Source organism: Gardnerella vaginalis, from assembly GCF_040427915.1.
Taxonomy (GTDB): domain Bacteria; phylum Actinomycetota; class Actinomycetes; order Actinomycetales; family Bifidobacteriaceae; genus Bifidobacterium; species Bifidobacterium vaginale_C.
The window spans coordinates 1,100,276-1,118,517 of sequence record NZ_JBETXJ010000002.1 but is presented as its reverse complement, the minus strand read 5'-3'; the positions used below and the strand labels follow the sequence as shown (position 1 = coordinate 1,118,517).

The following is an 18,242-nucleotide window of genomic DNA, read 5'->3' as shown; positions in this document are numbered from 1 at the left end:
TTTAAAGTAGTAAAATCATCTAAAGTAGTAAACATCAGTTAGAATGAAACGCATGGCATTATTCCCTCCACAACCAAGCAAACAAAACGATAACGCTAATACTGGCGTATTTAATCTTCCTCCACAACCACGTGCAGTTACACCTAACAATACAATGGTCAGCAATACAATAGCTAATCAAATTGTTGACTCTATAAATCAACCAGTATCTGCTGGTGTTTCTAATGAAGATATTAAACGAGCTCAACAGATCGCTGATATTCTTCGTTCTAGGTTTGCACAAACACTTGTTGGACAGGATTCTCTCAGAGAATCACTTATTTTAACTCTTGCTGCTGGAGGACATATTCTTATTGAGTCCGTTCCTGGATTGGCTAAAACCACAGCGGCTCAGACTCTTGCTACAGCAATGTCTGGAAGTTTCAAAAGAGTGCAATGCACTCCTGATTTAATGCCAGCAGATTTGGTTGGAACACAAGTTTTTGACTTCGCTTCTCAAAGATTCACAACACAAATTGGACCTATTCACGCTAACGTAATTCTTCTAGATGAAATTAATCGTTCTAACGCAAAAACACAATCCGCTATGCTTGAAGCAATGGCAGAAGGCGCCACAACTATTGGTGGAGAACGCATTAATCTTCCTCAGCCTTTTATGGTTATCGCTACACAAAACCCTATTGAAGAAGAAGGAACTTTTAATCTTCCAGAAGCACAAATGGATCGCTTTATGATTAAAGCAATTATGTCGTATCCTTCCTTCAACGAAGAAGTTAGTATGCTGAAGCTTTTAACCAATAGAGGTAGTGACGTTTTCAATCCAGAATCTTTAAATAATCAAAAGATTAGCCTTCAGGATGTCACTTTCTTAAGATCGGCAACTCGCAGAGTACATGTTTCGGAAGCAGTTATGAAGTATGCAGTAGATATTGTTGCAACTTCTAGAGGAGAAGGTAGTCACCCTCTTAAAACTATTTCTTCTCTAGTTAGAATGGGCGCAAGCCCTAGAGCTTCTATTGCTTTGATCCGCATTGGTCAAGCTCAAGCTTTGCTTTCTGGAAGAGATTACGTAATACCGGAAGACGTTAAAAAGTTTGCTCATGATGTTCTTAGACACAGGATTCTTCTTACTTTTGAAGCTTTAGCTGATTCTATTACAAGTGATCAGATTATTGACGCAATAGTGAAAACGGTTCCTGCACCATGATCTTTGTAAATACGTTTTTTACAAGAATATTCAAGTCTTTTACAAAATCTGATTTTGTGCTACAAGATACTAAAAGAAGCTTATTAGTTTCAAATTCTGCTAAAAAGATTAGGCGAAAGATTGAAGAATTAGATAATCGTCTGAATTTACCTGTAGCCAAAAAATCGTTGGGCATTTTTGAAGGAGAGCATCCGTCCAATCATAATTTTGGAAATGGTGATTTAGTTGACATTCACTCATGGCAGCCTGGTGATGAAGCTAGAATGATGAACTGGAAAGCTAGCGCTAGACTTGGTGAACCAATGGTTTCTTCTAGAGAAAGAAACTGTTCTTCTAAGACTTGGATTCTTGTAGATTCTAGCGCGAACATGAATGCTTCATGTTCTTATAATGGACTTAACGAGTATTTGTACGAGGCTGCTTCTAATTCAGCGTGTTTCTTTGCGTCTTTAAGTCTAAAACGTAATGATTCATTAAACTGCGTTTTATTTGACGGTAACGATATTATAAAGATTCCTTCATCTAGGAATCTTCCTGATTTTGAACGTAATCTGGATAAAAATATATATAAAACACGTAAAAAACTTAGAGATACAAATACGATCATAAATTTTGCTAATTCAATTAATCAATCACGCGGATTAATAGTAATTATTACGGATGAATATGCAATTTCGTCAAAACATTTTGATGATTTGCAAAAAATTTCAAGACTCCACTCACTGATAGTGGTAACAATATGTCCAATTAATCCATTTAATTCATATAAACTCACGCCAATAATTGACGGTACAACAATGCGAGAGATCCCAGCATTCTTAAAAGATGATTCTTGCGCTAAAGAAGTTAATACACATAGAGCTTTTGTCAATAACGCATTGCACGAAATTCTAAATAATACAGGGTCGTCGCTTATACGCGGTTCTTCTAGTGAACAAATATTCCATTCTTCGACGAAATTTATATCGAAAGCTACATTACAGAGTATGTTTTCTGGCGCTAAAAGCAATAAAGATTTACGCTTGAGCTAGTGGGGTAAGTCGATGAGTATTCTTGATGTTAATAAAATTCTAAACGATGATTCAATGCTATTTACATTTATTGGCTTAAGTCTAATAATCGCATGCGCTGCTTTCGTAGTTCTATATGTTGCAATCTATAAAATAAACACTAAAGTGGATTCTAAGCAAAAAGTTAAAAATGCTGCCCATACAATGAATGCCAATAAGCAAGAATGGCGTAAAAAGATTGATTTAGTGGTAAGTCAATATCATGAAAATAAAATTGAGAAAGATCAGGCTTTTGCAAAATTAGCGCAAATAGCTAGACAATATGTTTCCATAATGAGTGGCGAAAACATTAAATCGCATACACTTGGAGAAATTAGTTCACTTAGAAAATCTTGGAAAAACACTCATGGAGCAGATCTTTTAAGACAAACAATCGCAGCATTATATCCTCCTGAATTTGCAGATAGCACATATAATAATCAAGCTAAAAATACAGATGTGGATCAAGGTGCAAGATGGGTTCTTATTCTGCTAGAAAGTTGGAAAACAAAGGAGAATAAAAGATGACATTCTCCACATTATCATTCTCAACATTATGTAACTACCAAATATATAACTGTTCAACACTAGTTTCATCTATTTTCTCTATGCGACTTAAATGGCCAGTAGTCCTATTTTTTGGTGTTTTAGCAAGCGTAATAATTCTTATAACTGTATTAGTGATTAGTGAGGTTAAACGACACAGCTTAAAGAATCATTCGTATAATTCACAAAACATTTTAGAATCAAGCTTTTTGAGAACATTTACTTTAGACGAGGATTTGCAAGGAAGTTTATGTGCTAGAAAATGGAGACTATGGAATATTCTTCGCAAATTCTCTTTTATAATGCTTGTCCTAGCTCTTATATGCACTACAATTCTCAGCTCTAGACCTTCAAGAGTTTTAAATGCGAACGAACAATCAAGCTCTAGAGATATTGTTCTATGTTTAGACGTTTCTGGATCTACTCTGCCGTATGATCTGGAAGTTATTAACGCTTATTTGAAATTTGTTGAGCATTTTCAAGGCGAGCGCATTGGTTTGAGTATTTTTAATTCAACTTCTAGAACTGTTTTTCCTCTTACAGATGATTATTCACTTGTTAAAAAACAGTTGCAGTACGCTTCTAAGTTGTTGGATGGAGTTCAAACACAAGACAAAATCGACAATATGCAACAGCGCCAATATCAGCAGATTTCCACTTGGCTTGATGGCACGCAAAATCGAAAAGAAGCAACATCCTTAATTGGCGATGGTCTTGTTAGTTGCGCTGCAATGATTCCTGGAGTTGTATATGGTTCTTCTAGCAACTCCCAAAAACCTCATAATCGTCTTAATCGTAGTGCATCTATTGTTTTAGCTACAGATAATGTTGTTTCTGGAAAACCAGTTTACTCTCTTAAGCAAGCTTTAGATTTAACAAAGCGAGCTAATATTCAAGTCGATGGATTGTATTCTGGATCTACTCAAAGCGAAAATGAGAACACTACTAATCAGATGCGTGAACTTATTGAAAAAAATGGTGGCATTTTCTTAACTCAGCATAATTCTGATTCTGTTTTAGCTTTGGTACGTAAAATTGAACAGCAGCACACAATTATGCAAAAGGACTCTACACAGTCAGCTTTAAGCGACGATCCTAGTATTGCAACAATATTTGCGGTTATTTTTGTAACTCTCTGGCTTATTTCAGCGAGAAGGATAAAACGATGAAAATATCTTTTAGTTGGATTTCGCTAGTTGCTATTGCGATTCTTGGCATTTTGGCGTTATATGAAGTTTTCCCAATTAATCGCAAAAACTTTAGTTCGGACGAAACAATTTATATGAGGGTTCGAAGAGTGTTAATATGCGTTCTTCTAGCTATTTGCGCATTATGCCCTTGTGTTATGAAAAGCACATTGCAACGCTCTCTTAATGCTACAAATGTTATATTTGTTTTAGATGTTACCGGCTCTATGAATGTTAATGATTCTAAGGATTTAAACAACAACACAACCACTAGGTTTAATTCTGCAAAACAAATAATAAAACAAATTACAAATAATTACATAAACGCAAGTTTTACTGCTATTAGATTTGGAGCGTCTTCTAGTGTTGATGTTCCACTTACGCCAGATTCTAATGCAATTGAAAATTGGGTTGATACTATCAACACTGAACCTGTTGGAGTTTCAAACGGAACTAGTTTGGATGCTCCACTAGATAAGACCCTTCTTGAAGCTAAGGCAATTCATGATGCTCATCCGCAAGACGTTACAGTTTTATATTTAATAAGCGATGGAGAAGAAACAACTTCTAGAAAGCGTAGAACATTCTCATCTCTACGCGGATACATGAATCATGCTTATGTTATTGGCGTAGGTTCTAAAAATGGCGGGAAAATCCCAAATACCACCACTAAGTTAAATGATTTAGATGATATAAATTCTACAGATTCTTCTACAAAACAATCTGGTAAATGGATTATTGACCCATCTACAGGAAAACCTGGAATATCTAAGATGGATCCGCAGAATCTTAAAAATATAGCTGATGAGATTAGTGGAAAATATGTTGACTCTAGCAAAAATCACTCTATTGGATTAGAAGCAAAAAATATTCTTTCTAAACAATGGAGACAGAACAATACTGTTAAGCCGAGACTTAGACCTGAGCCAATCGTTTGGCCTTTTGCTATTCTTGCAAGCATATTGATTCTTTGGGAATTATCATGCTGGATTACAAAATCAAGGAAGCTTATATGATTAGCAGAATCACACCTAAGTCGCTCCTAAGATTTTCTCTTGTTACTTTATCTTCTATTGTTATAGCCTTATGCGTTATATCAGCTTATTTGTCTATTACTAATCTTAAAGCAGAATCAACGTATAATTCTGCAACAAAATCACTAATAAATAACATAAAAGCGTCAAAAAAAGTTGATGCAGATAGAGAAATATTGCTCGTATCTCAAAAACAAGTTGATGATCAATTTAACGAAGCAAAATCGCCATACACTATTCTTTTACCTCATATAAAAAATAGTATTGAGCACAACGCACTAATATCTAAAAGACTTACTAGATTCTTACAAAAACAAATTGATGAAGATAAAAAGAATACTGATTCTAATACACAATCTAACTATAATGACCGAAACCAAAAAAATAATTTGCGAGACAAATCTGGGAATTCTAGTTTAAGCGATTCTCAAAAAAAGAAGGTCGAAGACTTATTAAAACAAAACAATCAAAAGGATCAAGACCAGAATCAAATAAACCAATCCGAAAAAGATTACAGCAATAATGATTCAAATAATAAGTCTGGAAAAACAAAGTCTTCTAAACAAGAAGATTCAAGTAACAAGCCGTGGTAAAGGTAATAAAAAAATATCTAATAGAATAAACCCTTATATTTCAACATTTTGGAACCTTTAACCACATTAAAAGATTTTTCGTGACTATTTAAAAAACATTGTGTGTAATACTTTGTATGCATACATTTAATAATTACTACTGGCTGATAGCAAGAACAGAACAATGCTCTAACAGCGTGCTTGGCGAAGCACATTCAAATACTCTTAAAGATTGGCATGGAAAAGCCGCAAACGCGTTCAATGAAGAAATGCTTAATGTTGCCAAAAAAGCATGCGAAATTAGCTCTATTAACTCAAAAATCAACTTATGGAGGTGATTTTAATGCCTTGGAGAGTTAAATCAACAATAACAGGTGGAAAAACCATTAGCGTAGCTGATGCTAGCGAATACAAAACAAAATCCGCAAGATTACAAGAACTATCCAACGATTTCCACTCGTTAAGCACAAGCTGGATGCAAGCTGCGATGCAGATTGAAAGCCAAAAATCGTCTGTTTTCTCTGAAAATAACAAAAATTTTAACGGATATTTTAATGACGATTCTTTACAACCGATATTGGATCCTACAGAATGCAGAATAAAATCAAGCCAATGTGAATCGTTATCGAATAAACTTGATGAATTATCTTCTCTAATAATCAGAGCCAATAATCTATATGCTAACGCAGAATACAAAAATAGAGAAAACTTAGATAATCTTGTATCGATTGGTACAAGTATCTTTCCTGTTACAGCAATACCATTCTTTGCAAGCGTAGGATTTAGCATACTTTTAGATATGACTCAAAAAAGCGGTATGAAAAACTTTTCTAAATGGAGTCATGAAACTGCATCAATTCAACAAGGCTTTATTAGAGGATTTTCTAAACATATTCTAATAAACCCTGTAACGGGAATTCCTGTGCATTTTATTTCTAGTATTCAAGAAAGAAATTCAAATAAGCATTCAAACAATCCAGTTTCTAAGCTTGCAAGTGCATTAAGCTTGTTTAGCGCAAAAATCAACGATGCAAAACAAGGGAATAATCTTAAAGTAACAAAAATTAGATTACCTCACAGAGAATATTCAAAAATATTGCATTACAGAGGAAGTAATATTAGCCAAGCTCTTGGAAATCTAACAGATCTTTCAAATGGAAACCTTGGCGTAAAACCGCCTAAAATAAACGCAGATGCAGCAACAATAGCAATACAACGCTTTAAGAAAAAAGACGGTAGCATATCTTGGCTTGTTACAATACCTGGAACAGATGGCAAACCAAAATCTCCTTTTGGATGGCCACAAAACGCAGAAGTTATGAGTAGTTCTAAAAACGTAAGACAAAATGCAGACAGCACAAGAATGGTTATAGAAGCCATGAGGAAAAGCGGAATTAAAGCAAAAGACTCAGTTATTCTTATTGGACATTCACAAGGAGGAATTGTAGCTGCAAGCATAGCTAGCGATTACTCAAAACAATACAACATAAAACACGTCGTAACTGCTGGATCTCCAATAGCAAACCATCCAATACCAAATAAAACTTGGGTCACAAGCATAGAAATGGAAGACGAACTAGTTCCTACATTAGATGGCGCATCTAATCCAAATAGAAATAATTGGGTTACAATACATGGAACTGCAAAGAAAAGCGCTATTGCCCACAATGCCACAATAGCCCCTGAAACAGCTCATAATGCAATATACAATTCACTTGTTGCAAATAGAATAAAATCACAAAACAAAAATAAAGAAAATAATAAGAAAAACAATAAACAATACAGAACTAAAAGTTATAAAAATGAAAAACTTTTTGAAAAAGATGGAATATTAGTAAAAAATGTACCAGAAGAAGGAACACTCACGCATGATTTGAATTATCATAAAGCAGCTTATGAAGACGCTCATCAACTTGGATCTAAAGAAATACGAATGCAAGAAGAGCATTTTAGAAAAACACTAGGTGACGAATTAGAAGAAACAACACTATGGCAAGGAATTATGAGCAATTAACTATGAGCCAGTAACTAATAACCACCCAAAACACCTAGTAGTTTCATGCCATGCTGTAACCTTTAAAGTATGAAGCTTACTGATATTTGCCCTGCTATTGCTTTGACTCCGCTAGACGGAAGATACCACAATCAAACTGTTGATCTTGTAGAATTTCTAAGCGAACCAGCCTTAAACCGCGAGCGCATGCGCGTAGAGGTTGAATGGATGATACTTTTAGCAAACGGATACAAGGGAAATGGATTCAAAACCATTGTAGACGGCGTAAATCCTTTAACAGATGAAGAATGCGATTATTTGCGTGCAATTCCAGAAAATTTTGGAGCAGAAGGAATAAAACGCCATGCAGCTCACGAAGCTATAACACATCACGACGTTAAAGCTGTTGAATACTACATTGACGACGAGTTAGACAAAGCAGAGCAAGTATTAGGGCATAAAACCCAGCTTAGCAATCTTAAAACATTAGTTCATTTTGCATGCACGAGTGAAGATATAAACAATCTTTCTATAGCTAGGTGTGTAAAAAATGCGGTTGAAAACGTATACACGCCAAATTTGAAAGCTATTGTTGATTACTTAACTCAAAAAGCACAAGAGTATAGAGATATGCCAATGCTATCGCTCACTCACGGTCAGCCTGCCACTCCTACAACTTTAGGTAAAGAGCTTGCCGTGTTTGTTTACAGGCTAAATCGACAGCTAAAACACCTTAGCTGCCAAGAATATCTTGGAAAAATAAACGGTGCTACTGGAACTTTTGGCGCTCACCTTGCAGCTTTCCCTAATGTCGATTGGCTTAGCGTTTCTAAAGAATTCGTAGAAAATAGAATGGGTCTTTGCTTCAATCCTCTTACAACGCAAATCGAAAGTCACGATTGGCAAGCAGAGCTTTACAGCACAGTAAGTCATATTAACCATATTCTTCACAATCTTGCTGTAGACGTGTGGATGTACATTTCTCGCGGCGTTTTTGTGCAAGTTCCTGTTAAAGGCGCTACTGGATCTTCCACAATGCCTCATAAAGTGAATCCTATTCGATTTGAAAACGCGGAAGCAAATCTTGAGATTTCTTGCGCACTTTTCGACACTCTTTGCGCAACTCTTACCGAAAGCCGTTGGCAGCGAGACTTAACGGATTCAACTACTCAACGAAACGTTGGATCCGCATTTGGCTACGCTCTTCTTGCTTTAAACAATCTTCTTGGAGGCTTAAAGTCGATTCATCCAAACACGCAAATGATGAGTGAAGAGCTTAACAGCAACTGGGAAGTTCTTGGAGAACCAATCCAAACTGCTATGAGAGCTCAAGAAATTGCTGGCGTAGAAGGAATGGAACGCCCATATGAGCAAGTTAAAGAATTAATGCGCGGACATAGTATTTCTAGGCAAGATGTTGAGAAGTTTATATCTTCTAGAAACTTTGATACAGAAACAGCAAATAGGTTAAAAGCTCTTACACCAGAATCTTATACTGGTATTGCATCTAGGCTAGTTGATTTTATTCGATAAATTTTATTTAATAAATAAACGGTGTGATTATGCAATCGCAAGTAGAAGAAAATTTGGTTATTAATGACACGAGGCCTAAATTAGTTCGTAATTGGGCTGACTTGATTTACGCGATTATATCTCTTGCATTAGGGACTGCGGTTGTACTGTTTACAATGTGTTTTTCTGGCACAACCGCAGGCGTAGAACACGATGCAAAAAACGCTGGAAAAATTATTGTGTGGATTGTAACTGGATTACCATCTTCTCTTTTCCAGCAAGCAATTACAATCGCCATCGTAGCTAGCGTAGTAATTTCTATGATCAATGCAAGGCGTTGGATTGACACAACGATATCTACACTAACCTTGCTATTAACATATCCGCTAGTATGGTATATTTCTTATCTTCTCACTGCTTTAAATAATGCTCCACTATTTACATCATTTAACTCAATTTCCAGCAGTCACGGTACTGAATTATTGCCAGACATATACGCTGTAATAGTTGCTTTTTTAACCGTTAGTGGACCTAGACGAGATAGTAAAGTCGTAAGAATATCTTGGAAAGCATTAATAATTGCTTCACCTATACTAATAGTCACATCGTGGCATTCACTAACAGGAGTTTTAACATCTTGGTGTATTGGTCGCGCCATAGGTACAATAATCAGATTTATTAAAGGCACTCGCAGCAAAGGTGCTTGGGGAAAAGATATAGTTGACGCATTAGAAAATATTGGAATTACTCATCTTGTTCAATTAAACAGACGTACACTAACTACAGACCATAATGGTGTTCTGAAATCTAGCCTTGATGACGATCTTATTGAAAATTCAAGGCTATACGATGCGATTGATATTCATGGAACAAGATACGTAATTTCGGTTCTAGATAATCAGGTTCACTTGCCAGGATATCTAAATCAGCTATGGCAATGGATTAAGCTAATAGATATACCAGTTAGACGAGATCGTTCTGCAAGGCACTCCATACATCATCATCTTTCAATGCTTCTCGTTCTTAGAAGCTTGCACTTAGCTACAGCAAACGTTTATGGAGTAACAGATTGTGGAAAATCTTCAATAATGGTATTCCACACCGATAATGTACTTGTGCCATGCAATTTAAACACACTTACAATTAAAGATGCGGAAAGACTTATGCGCTACCTCGATATTGCAAACAATCGAGGAATAACACATAGAAGAATAAGCCCAGAAACACTTGCAAGACTAGAAGATGGAACTCCAGTTATTGCAGGATGGCAAAATGGCGATGTGGCTAGTGACGACACCAATATTGCTTTAGACAAAGTACAACTTTTATCAATAATCGCAACATGCATTGATACAAGTAGCGCTATAGAAGCTGCTATGAATACTTGGGGCGCAGATAAACTAGCTCAAATAATGCCTTTTATGCAAAAAGCTGCAATTCCTTCATCAACTAGAGCATTAACGTCTTGGAATAAGAAATTGTTTGAAGAACTTAAAACTAAGCTAGGTGAAAAGGTATGCGAGCACACAGATGACGAAGATTATGATACGGTGCGATTAGCTCGTTTTAATATTAGATTCTTCGTTACGCTGATTCTTATTGTTGCAGCTCTGGCTGCTATTGCAACACAGTGGCATCCTCAAGAAATTGTATCTGCTCTTAAACGCGCGGATACATTAATGGTTCTATTATGCTTTGCGTTCAGCTTGCTAGCTTGGGTAGGTTCTGCGATTACAGTTGGATCTTTTATGGACGATTCACGCCCTTCTGCTGGCGTTCTGTTTACATCACAAGCTGCTTCTGGATTTACAGCTGTTTCCATGCCAGCTGGCGTTGGACCAGCATTTGTGAACATGCAAATTATAAAAAAGAATGGGTATTCGGCTGCTCAAGCCACAGCCATTACAAGTGCAGTTTGGCTTTTACAAGCACTTGTTACAGCTTTAGTTATGTTCTGCGTAGGCATTTTTACTGGTAAAAATGTGCTTTCTGGAATGATTCCTACACACATGCTCATAACAGTAATAGGAATAGTAACGCTAATCATATGCACTTTTATGATTATTACACCTATTCGAAAATTTATACGTAAAAGATATCTTCCTATTCTTTCAGATTATGGTAAACAGATTAAAGAGCTAATAAGTAGTCCTAAACAGCTCATTAAAGGCACTGTAGGCGGTCTTATTCTTGTTTTTGCAACAGGACTAGGATATTGGGTAGCTCTTCTTGCTTTCGGCTACTATGCAAATCCTTGGGAAACAGTGCTACTGTTCCTAGTTGCCAATACCGCTGGTTCTGCTGTTCCTACACCAGGTGGATTGGGAGCTGTTGAAGCTTCACTTACTTTTGCTTTTACCTCAGTTGGAATTCATCCAACTATCGCATTATCTGCTACCCTACTTTACAGACTCATGTTCTACTGGCTAAGAATACCAATAGGTGCTTTTGCTATGAAAAGTCTTAGTAACCGCGGATTAGTTTAGACCATATAACTTATGCTTAAAAAGCTAAACAGCTTAGTATGGTCTACTTAAAATCTTGAAAATCAACTCTCTTAATAGAAGATTATTTAGTTGATAATAGTATAAATAATCCTATATAAGGCATTTCTACGATTTTAAAGTATTTTATCAAGAAAAAAATCTAAAAAATCGTAAAAAAATCTTGGAAAAACGGCGAAAAACCGCGCATTTGTAGGGAAAATGTATTAATATCTATGAGTGAAAGTGGTCTTTGGAAGAGAAGGCCCCTAACACAAAGGATGCTTGTATGGCATACAACAAGTCTGATCTCGTTTCGAAGATCGCTCAGAAGTCCAACCTTACCAAGGCACAGGCCGAGGCCGCTGTCAACGCATTCCAGGATGTGTTCGTTGAGGCTTTACAGTCTGGTGAAGGCTTGAAGCTCACTGGTCTGTTCTCCGCTGAGCGTGTAAAGCGCGCTGAGCGCACTGGCCGCAACCCACGCACTGGCGAAACCATTAAGATTCCTGCATCTTACGGTGTTAGAATCTCCGCTGGTTCTTTGCTCAAGAAGGCAGTTACTGAGTAGGTTTAAACGATAAGCGTAAGACTTACAAGCAAACGAGGAACGCTCCCAATGTTGGATTTGTTCCTCGTTTTTTTATACACAATGTGATTTAGTATGCGTTAAGCGGGATAAGCGGAAAACTAAATAAAAAAAAAACGCGGTGAAAATCACCGCGCCACCTGTGCGCCAGACAGGATTCGAACCTGCAACCTTCTGATCCGTAGTCAGATGCTCTAATCCGTTGGGCTACTGGCGCATGTTTCCGAAGCCTTAGGAAATCGTTCCCTTGTTTTCGGCAACTTGACTAATATACAACCATATTCACAAAAACACAACCCCTGGCGTGTCGCCAGGGGTTGCAGCTAAAACATAAAAATCTAAAAAGTAAAAACTCTTAAGATCTATGTTCAAGAACTTCATCTACCATACCGTATTCTTTAGCCTGAGGAGCTGTAAGAATAGTATCCACTTCAATATCTTTACGAATACGCTCAATATCCTGACCAGTATGCTTTGCAAGAGTGGATTCCAACCATTCACGCAAACGCAACATTTCCTTAGCCTGAAGCTCTATCTCAGTAGCCTTACCAAAATCCTGACCCATAGCAGGCTGATGAATAAGAACACGAGCATTTGGCAGAATCATACGCTTACCAGCAGCACCAGCTGCAAGCAAAATCGCAGCAGCCGAAGCAGCTTGCCCTAAGCACACCGTTTGAACATCTGGCTTAATATACTGCATAGTGTCGTAAATTGCCGTCATAGCTGTCATAGAACCGCCTGGAGAGTTAATGTACATCATTACATCCCTGTTTGGATCCATGCTTTCTAGAACCAAAAGCTGAGCCATAATGTCATCAGCGGAAGTGTCATCAACTTGCACACCCATGAAAATAATACGATCTTCAAAAAGCTTAGTGTACGGATCTTGAGTCTTCATACCATAAGGAGTCTGCTCGCCAAATTGAGGCAAAACATAACGATTCGTAAACACACCACTGGTCTGACCAAATCCACCCAAGCGCTGGGCGCGTGCAACAAACTTTGCTTCTTCACTTGCCATATAAAATCACTCCTCCCCACGCATAGAAGCTGGAGTGGTGACAATCTTATCCACAAAACCATACTCCAAAGCCTGCTGCGCAGTAAACCAATGATCATACTCATTGTCACGGTAAATTTCTTCAACTGTATGACCAGTCTGCTGCGCAGTAAGCTCAGAAAGAGTCTTCTTCATATCCATAATTAACTCAGCATTAATACGCACATCAGTTGCAGTACCGCCAACGCCACCAGAAGGCTGGTGCATAAGAACACGTGCATGAGATGTAATAAAACGCTTACCAGGGGTACCAGAGCTTAGTAAGAACTGACCCATAGAAGCAGCCATTCCTACAGCAATAGTAGCCACATCTGGCTCAATAAGCTGCATAGTATCATAAATCGCCATTCCAGCGGTAATAGAACCTCCAGGCGAATTAATATAAAGCCAAATATCTTTTTTAGGATCTTGCGCAGCTAGCATAAGCATCTGAGCACAGATGATATTAGCATTTTCATCCTTGACTTCAGAACCAAGCCAAATAATACGATCCTTTAAAAGTTGATTAAAAATCGAATCCGTTGGATTTTGTGGCTCCCCTTCTTGCATAGCGGGAGAAGCCGTAAACAGCTCAGTCACCTTATCTCCTTACAAACATTTTGAATACATCTAGACTATCGTGTGCGCGTGACCGCAAAACAAAAATGCGAAATAAAGCGCTCAACACAATTAGCTACGCAATTAGACACAATCACCGCCAATAGCATAAGACAAATTAACGCAAACGGTGCGTTTACTAATTCAGCAACTAGAAGCCACGCCATAATCGGAGCTTTTCTAGAAGACGCAAGTAAAGAAGCAGCGCCAATAATAGATACAGAAATTGCGGAAACTTGCGAAATATCAAAAACTTGCAAAAAACCAGACGTTGAAAAAATAGCGTATAAAATCACACCAAAGCAAGCGCCAGTCGAAATGCTCGGCTGCAAAACGCCTCCAGAGGCACCGTAGCGCAAAACAAGCAAAGTCGCAAGCATTTTCATAATTGCAAGAAGCAACAAAATAATCATAATACGCGAATTTTCTGCCAGATACGGAAAGCTAGATACAGAAAACGCAAGCTGAGAAAGCGACCTACCATTCCCCATAATATGCGGGAACCAGCAAGCTGCAATACCAATAACTAAGCCAGCCACAGGCATAAAACACAGCATTTGTACGCCACGCAAAGCATGAGTTCTACACCAAATAATGCCAGATCGAAAAATGTAACCAACTAAGCCGCACACAGCACCAACAACAACAGCAAAAACGCAGATTTGCCAAGAAATCACGCAAGAAAATTGCGAAATATTGTAGTATCTAGAATGATGCAATAAAAATTCAGCAACAAACGTAGCAACATAATTCATAACAAGAGCAAAAGGCAAACAATATAATCGCTCCGAGCGCGCAATATTTTTAAGTGAATTAACTATTACAGAACCATTTTCTCTATTTAGCCACGCATAAAAACCAAAACCTTGAGTTTTACTAAGCAAACCTAAAGAAAGCACAGTGCCAGCTAAAGGCGCGTGATACACTGCAGCCAAACCAGCACCTGCAGCAGACGCAACGAGTATGTGCTGAGTTTTAGAAGACACATGAAAAATACGGCTGTAACGCTGAGCAATCATTGCAGCTAATTCTCGCGGAGCTACTTCCCTTCCAATTGAAATTCCAGAACCAACAATGCCGATTTGCAGCAAAACATGTGCAATAGTAGAAAAAATTGGCATTTTACTTCCGCTAACAGCTTGCGGAATGGTAACAATTCTAGGAGGGCTCTCCCTTTTTCTCAACAAATACCAAGCTAGTGCAGCAACAGTCATAGCAATTGTGCAAGATAGCACGTAGCGATACCAAGGAAGAGATGAAAATACAGTATTTTTAGCAGATTCAATTGAGCCAAAGGCAAGGCATTGTACTGCATAAAGAATAAACGTAAGAACTGTTGCACCTAAGCCGATAAGAATGCCAAGAACAATAGAGGCTGCAGCAAAACGCGCTACTCGAATTGCAAAACTAAGTAACCTGCCAAATTTGCAACGAGCTTCAGGCTTCGTTTCAGCACTACTATTCATAGCGTCTCGCAATTCTTAAAATTTTTCCATTAAATAGTTAATTAAAATATAAGTAAGACCCAGCGGAGTTAAGCTCCACTAGGTCTTAGATTAAAATCTAATAGAAGATACTAACTTACTTTTCAGATGTAAGCTCATCAGCAACTGCAGCAGCAGCGGAAGCAGCCTTAACACTTTCGTCTTCTGGCTCTTCTTCTTCAGTTAAGAAAGCACTCAAATCTATAGCCTCTCCACCAGCAACGAACTTCACAGCACGCATACCAGCAAGCAAGCCCTTAGAACGAGCAACTTCCTGAACAGCAGAACCAAGCTGACCATTGCGAACAATAGCGTTAATAAACTGGCTTGGATCCATACCATACTGCTGAGCAACAGAAACTAAGAAGTTAGTTACATCTGCCTGAGATACAGAAATATCAAGGTTTTCTGCCAAAGCGTCGAGAACCATTTGGTCACGAAGCTCCTTTTCTGCAGCCTTCTCAGCTTCTTCCTTCTGCTCTTTAGTAGCCTTTTCAGGATCTGGAGTCATACCCTTAAGATGTTCAGCAACAGCCTTTTCTTTAACACCCTTTGGTACAGGAATCTCAACCTCTTCCTGAAGCTTAGCAATAAAGGCATCGCGAGCCATAGTAGCCTGACGACCCTCATTTGCCTGCTCGCAAGACTTACGAACATCAGCTTTAAGCTCTTCGAAAGTATCAAACTCAGAAGCTTCCTGAGCGAAGTCATCATTAAGCTCTGGCAATTCCTGAGTCTTAACAGAGTTAACCTTCACCTTAACCTGAGCCTTTTTACCCTGGTTCTTTCCAGCTTCGAGAGTACCTTCAAAAGTGGTTTCTTCGCCAGCAGAAAGACCTTCCAAAGCTTCATCCAAACCATCAAGCATGGTATTGGAACCAAGCTCATAGCTCACGCCATTCTGAGAATCAGCAACCTCATCGTCAATTCGAGCTTCCAAATCAATGTTAGCAAAATCACCCTTCTTAGCTGGGCGATCAACACCAACAAGAGTACCGAAGCGCTGACGCAAGGCCTCAAGACGAGCATTAACATCTTCGTCTGTAACTTCTGGCTTTTCTACTTCGATTTCCACACCCTTGAACTTGTTAAGCTTGAACTCTGGACGACGCTCAACAGTTGCAACAAACTTAAGCTTAACTTCATCTTTAGCGGATTCTGGAACTTCCTGAACATCAAATTCTGGCTGATCCATTGGGCGAATCTTCTTTTCTTCCAAAGCCTTAGAATAAAGCTCTGGAACAGCAGAATTTACAGCTTCACCGGCAACAGCTCCGAAGCCAACTCGCTGATCTACAATCTTGCCTGGTACGTGTCCCTTACGGAAACCTGGCACATTGATTTGCTTTGCGATCTCTTTACGAGCCTGATCCATAAATGGCTCAAAATCTTCGAGATCTGCGGTAATGGTGAGCTTAACCTTAGTTGGCTCAAGATTCCTGACGCTGATTTTCACGCTTCATGCTCCTGAAATTACGTTTTCTAGCTTCTGCCATATGGCACAACCGTTACATAATAGCGCGAGTTACGGACTCAGCGATTAAATCACTTTGCCACATTCTTGCACCTTGTTCATCTAAAAACTCTTTAACATTAATATGCTCAACATCATCTTGCCAGCAAAGATTACGTATAATTTGCGGTTTAATAATGATTTCCGTAGGCGTATGCGTATCTTCCGCAATCTTGATTAAAGATTGCTTGACATTTTGCAAACGCTCATATCTTTTAGGATGATGTTCACGCCAATACTTCATAGAACGCGGAGCCGCTTGCGATTCTTGCACATCTTGTGATTCTTGAGCATCTTGCACATTTTTTGCAATTAAACTTGATTCGTTTGAACAACTACAGTCATCTTCATCATTAGAGGATTGCGTATAGTCAATAATTGCAACTTCCCCACTTTTAGCACGATTGATCGCTTCTTCTATAACGACTTTCCACACATTTGGCTTGATTTTGCGCTGAATTGGAGCATAACGTTCAAACATCTTGTCTTGTTCGCTGCCCGTGTGAATCCTAACGCGTTCGTTAAGAATGCGAATCGAGCGAAACTCCCTAGAATTACTTGGTTTTCGCTTGCCTGCTTCAATAATCGCAGCATCCGAAAGCAATAGAGTTGGCGCAATATCGTATTGACGAGCAAGCTCATCTCGCTTTTGCCACAGCTCTTTTGCAATCATTAAGCCGATTTTATCGTGCATAAGAACATTTATATGAGATATTCTAAGCCAAGGATTTGGGTGAGGAGCCTTCTTTTGTGCGCCTTTACTTAATAAGTGTGCAAACTCTTGATTTGCCCATAAAAGCTTGCCCTGCTTTTTAAGTTCCGCACGCATTACTTCTTCTAATTCGATTAGCAATTCAACGTCTAAAGCCGCGTAATTTCGCCAATCTCTAGGAAGTGGGCGGTAAGACCAATCCGCTGCAGAATGTTCTTTTGCAAGAGTCAATCCCAAATAATATTCAGTTACAGAGCTTAAACCAAATCGCTTTCTTCCAAGTAATTTAGCCGCAATCTCGGTATCAAATAAAGCAAGCGGGCGCAAACCAATATCAAAAAATCCTGGCAAATCTTGCATTGAATCGTGAATAATCCAAGGCGCATCCCCTACTGCCTCGTTAAATTCATGCCAATCAGCTCCAAGTTTTGTAAGTTCTATTGGATCCAGTAACCCGATTCCTGCACCTTTGCGTTTAAACTGAATCAGCCAATCTTCATGACCATATCTAAAACCGGAAGCGCGCTCAGCATCTGCAGCTAAAGGACCAGAGCCTGCTGCCAACAAGCTACAATAATCTTTATATGCTTCAAGCGTATCAATGACTTCTGGAACTCCTTCTCTAGGCTCTTTTAAAAGCTTTGGTTCCTCGTTCAAGAACGCCTCCCGATTGTACGCTTTAGCCAAATTCTTACGTTTTT

At 38.4% G+C, this 18,242-nt stretch carries 16 protein-coding genes and 1 tRNA gene; 11 read left to right on the top strand and 6 right to left on the bottom strand.

Going from position 1 to position 18,242, the window contains the following annotated elements; all coding sequences use genetic code 11:
- Positions 1 to 52 precede the first annotated feature (52 nt).
- The 11 genes from ABVC65_RS04485 to ABVC65_RS04435 all read left to right on the top strand — a co-directional run bounded on the left by ABVC65_RS04485 (position 53) and on the right by ABVC65_RS04435 (position 12,154).
- Positions 53 to 1,207, top strand: a complete 1,155-nt coding sequence (locus ABVC65_RS04485) for an AAA family ATPase (protein WP_032812301.1) — start codon at positions 53 to 55, stop codon at positions 1,205 to 1,207.
- Positions 1,204 to 2,238 carry a DUF58 domain-containing protein gene (locus ABVC65_RS04480; RefSeq protein WP_353582685.1) on the top strand — a complete coding sequence of 345 codons (1,035 nt, stop codon included), beginning with the start codon at positions 1,204 to 1,206 and terminating at the stop codon, positions 2,236 to 2,238. The genes ABVC65_RS04485 and ABVC65_RS04480 overlap by 4 nt, the downstream gene beginning before the upstream one ends.
- Before the next feature lie 12 nt (positions 2,239 to 2,250).
- Positions 2,251 to 2,784, top strand: a complete 534-nt coding sequence (locus tag ABVC65_RS04475) for a hypothetical protein (RefSeq protein WP_004121667.1) — start codon at positions 2,251 to 2,253, stop codon at positions 2,782 to 2,784.
- Positions 2,781 to 3,971: a VWA domain-containing protein gene (locus ABVC65_RS04470; protein WP_353582684.1), complete on the top strand. Its 1,191-nt coding sequence runs from the start codon at positions 2,781 to 2,783 to the stop codon at positions 3,969 to 3,971. The genes ABVC65_RS04475 and ABVC65_RS04470 overlap by 4 nt, the downstream gene beginning before the upstream one ends.
- Complete coding sequence (locus ABVC65_RS04465) at positions 3,968 to 5,005, top strand: vWA domain-containing protein (protein WP_353582683.1); 1,038 nt, start codon at positions 3,968 to 3,970, stop codon at positions 5,003 to 5,005. Before ABVC65_RS04470 ends, ABVC65_RS04465 begins: the two co-directional genes overlap by 4 nt.
- On the top strand, positions 5,002 to 5,616 hold the full coding sequence (locus ABVC65_RS04460; protein WP_004112628.1) for a DUF6466 family protein: 615 nt from the start codon (positions 5,002 to 5,004) through the stop codon (positions 5,614 to 5,616). Before ABVC65_RS04465 ends, ABVC65_RS04460 begins: the two co-directional genes overlap by 4 nt.
- Before the next feature lie 116 nt (positions 5,617 to 5,732).
- Positions 5,733 to 5,933, top strand: coding sequence for a hypothetical protein (locus tag ABVC65_RS04455; RefSeq protein ID WP_004112626.1), 201 nt, complete (start codon positions 5,733 to 5,735; stop codon positions 5,931 to 5,933).
- A 5-nt stretch (positions 5,934 to 5,938) separates the two neighbouring features.
- Positions 5,939 to 7,609: an alpha/beta hydrolase gene (locus ABVC65_RS04450; protein WP_353582925.1), complete on the top strand. Its 1,671-nt coding sequence runs from the start codon at positions 5,939 to 5,941 to the stop codon at positions 7,607 to 7,609.
- 69 nt (positions 7,610 to 7,678) lie between these two features.
- Positions 7,679 to 9,121, top strand: a complete 1,443-nt coding sequence (gene purB, locus ABVC65_RS04445; RefSeq protein WP_004121686.1) for an adenylosuccinate lyase — start codon at positions 7,679 to 7,681, stop codon at positions 9,119 to 9,121.
- Between the two features lie 29 nt (positions 9,122 to 9,150).
- Complete coding sequence (locus ABVC65_RS04440; protein ID WP_016812941.1) at positions 9,151 to 11,586, top strand: lysylphosphatidylglycerol synthase transmembrane domain-containing protein; 2,436 nt, start codon at positions 9,151 to 9,153, stop codon at positions 11,584 to 11,586.
- Positions 11,587 to 11,872: 286 nt separating this feature from the next.
- On the top strand, positions 11,873 to 12,154 hold the full coding sequence (locus ABVC65_RS04435) for an HU family DNA-binding protein (RefSeq protein ID WP_004112617.1): 282 nt from the start codon (positions 11,873 to 11,875) through the stop codon (positions 12,152 to 12,154).
- A gap of 161 nt (positions 12,155 to 12,315) precedes the next feature.
- Here ABVC65_RS04435 and ABVC65_RS04430 read toward each other — a convergent pair.
- From ABVC65_RS04430 to ABVC65_RS04405, 6 genes are all read right to left on the bottom strand, one after another.
- Positions 12,316 to 12,389 (bottom strand) — tRNA-Arg (locus ABVC65_RS04430).
- Positions 12,390 to 12,527: 138 nt separating this feature from the next.
- Positions 12,528 to 13,196, bottom strand: coding sequence for an ATP-dependent Clp protease proteolytic subunit (locus tag ABVC65_RS04425; RefSeq protein ID WP_004121692.1), 669 nt, complete (start codon positions 13,194 to 13,196; stop codon positions 12,528 to 12,530).
- A 6-nt stretch (positions 13,197 to 13,202) separates the two neighbouring features.
- Positions 13,203 to 13,814, bottom strand: a complete 612-nt coding sequence (locus ABVC65_RS04420) for an ATP-dependent Clp protease proteolytic subunit (RefSeq protein WP_004125107.1) — start codon at positions 13,812 to 13,814, stop codon at positions 13,203 to 13,205.
- A 35-nt stretch (positions 13,815 to 13,849) separates the two neighbouring features.
- Positions 13,850 to 15,298, bottom strand: coding sequence for a chloride channel protein (locus tag ABVC65_RS04415; protein WP_353582682.1), 1,449 nt, complete (start codon positions 15,296 to 15,298; stop codon positions 13,850 to 13,852).
- A gap of 115 nt (positions 15,299 to 15,413) precedes the next feature.
- A complete protein-coding gene (tig, locus tag ABVC65_RS04410) occupies positions 15,414 to 16,772 on the bottom strand; it encodes a trigger factor (RefSeq protein ID WP_004125102.1) in 1,359 nt (452 codons plus the stop codon).
- A gap of 52 nt (positions 16,773 to 16,824) precedes the next feature.
- A complete protein-coding gene (locus ABVC65_RS04405) occupies positions 16,825 to 18,198 on the bottom strand; it encodes an HRDC domain-containing protein (RefSeq protein ID WP_353582681.1) in 1,374 nt (457 codons plus the stop codon).
- Between the last annotated feature and the right edge of the window lie 44 nt (positions 18,199 to 18,242).

Coding starts and splice junctions, on each gene's coding strand:
- ABVC65_RS04485 (WP_032812301.1), top strand. CDS start 53: ATGGCATTATTCCCTCCACAACCAAGCAAACAAAACGATAACGCTAAT.
- ABVC65_RS04480 (WP_353582685.1), top strand. CDS start 1,204: ATGATCTTTGTAAATACGTTTTTTACAAGAATATTCAAGTCTTTTACA.
- ABVC65_RS04475 (WP_004121667.1), top strand. CDS start 2,251: ATGAGTATTCTTGATGTTAATAAAATTCTAAACGATGATTCAATGCTA.
- ABVC65_RS04470 (WP_353582684.1), top strand. CDS start 2,781: ATGACATTCTCCACATTATCATTCTCAACATTATGTAACTACCAAATA.
- ABVC65_RS04465 (WP_353582683.1), top strand. CDS start 3,968: ATGAAAATATCTTTTAGTTGGATTTCGCTAGTTGCTATTGCGATTCTT.
- ABVC65_RS04460 (WP_004112628.1), top strand. CDS start 5,002: ATGATTAGCAGAATCACACCTAAGTCGCTCCTAAGATTTTCTCTTGTT.
- ABVC65_RS04455 (WP_004112626.1), top strand. CDS start 5,733: ATGCATACATTTAATAATTACTACTGGCTGATAGCAAGAACAGAACAA.
- ABVC65_RS04450 (WP_353582925.1), top strand. CDS start 5,939: ATGCCTTGGAGAGTTAAATCAACAATAACAGGTGGAAAAACCATTAGC.
- purB (WP_004121686.1), top strand. CDS start 7,679: ATGAAGCTTACTGATATTTGCCCTGCTATTGCTTTGACTCCGCTAGAC.
- ABVC65_RS04440 (WP_016812941.1), top strand. CDS start 9,151: ATGCAATCGCAAGTAGAAGAAAATTTGGTTATTAATGACACGAGGCCT.
- ABVC65_RS04435 (WP_004112617.1), top strand. CDS start 11,873: ATGGCATACAACAAGTCTGATCTCGTTTCGAAGATCGCTCAGAAGTCC.
- ABVC65_RS04425 (WP_004121692.1), bottom strand. CDS start 13,196: ATGGCAAGTGAAGAAGCAAAGTTTGTTGCACGCGCCCAGCGCTTGGGT.
- ABVC65_RS04415 (WP_353582682.1), bottom strand. CDS start 15,298: ATGAATAGTAGTGCTGAAACGAAGCCTGAAGCTCGTTGCAAATTTGGC.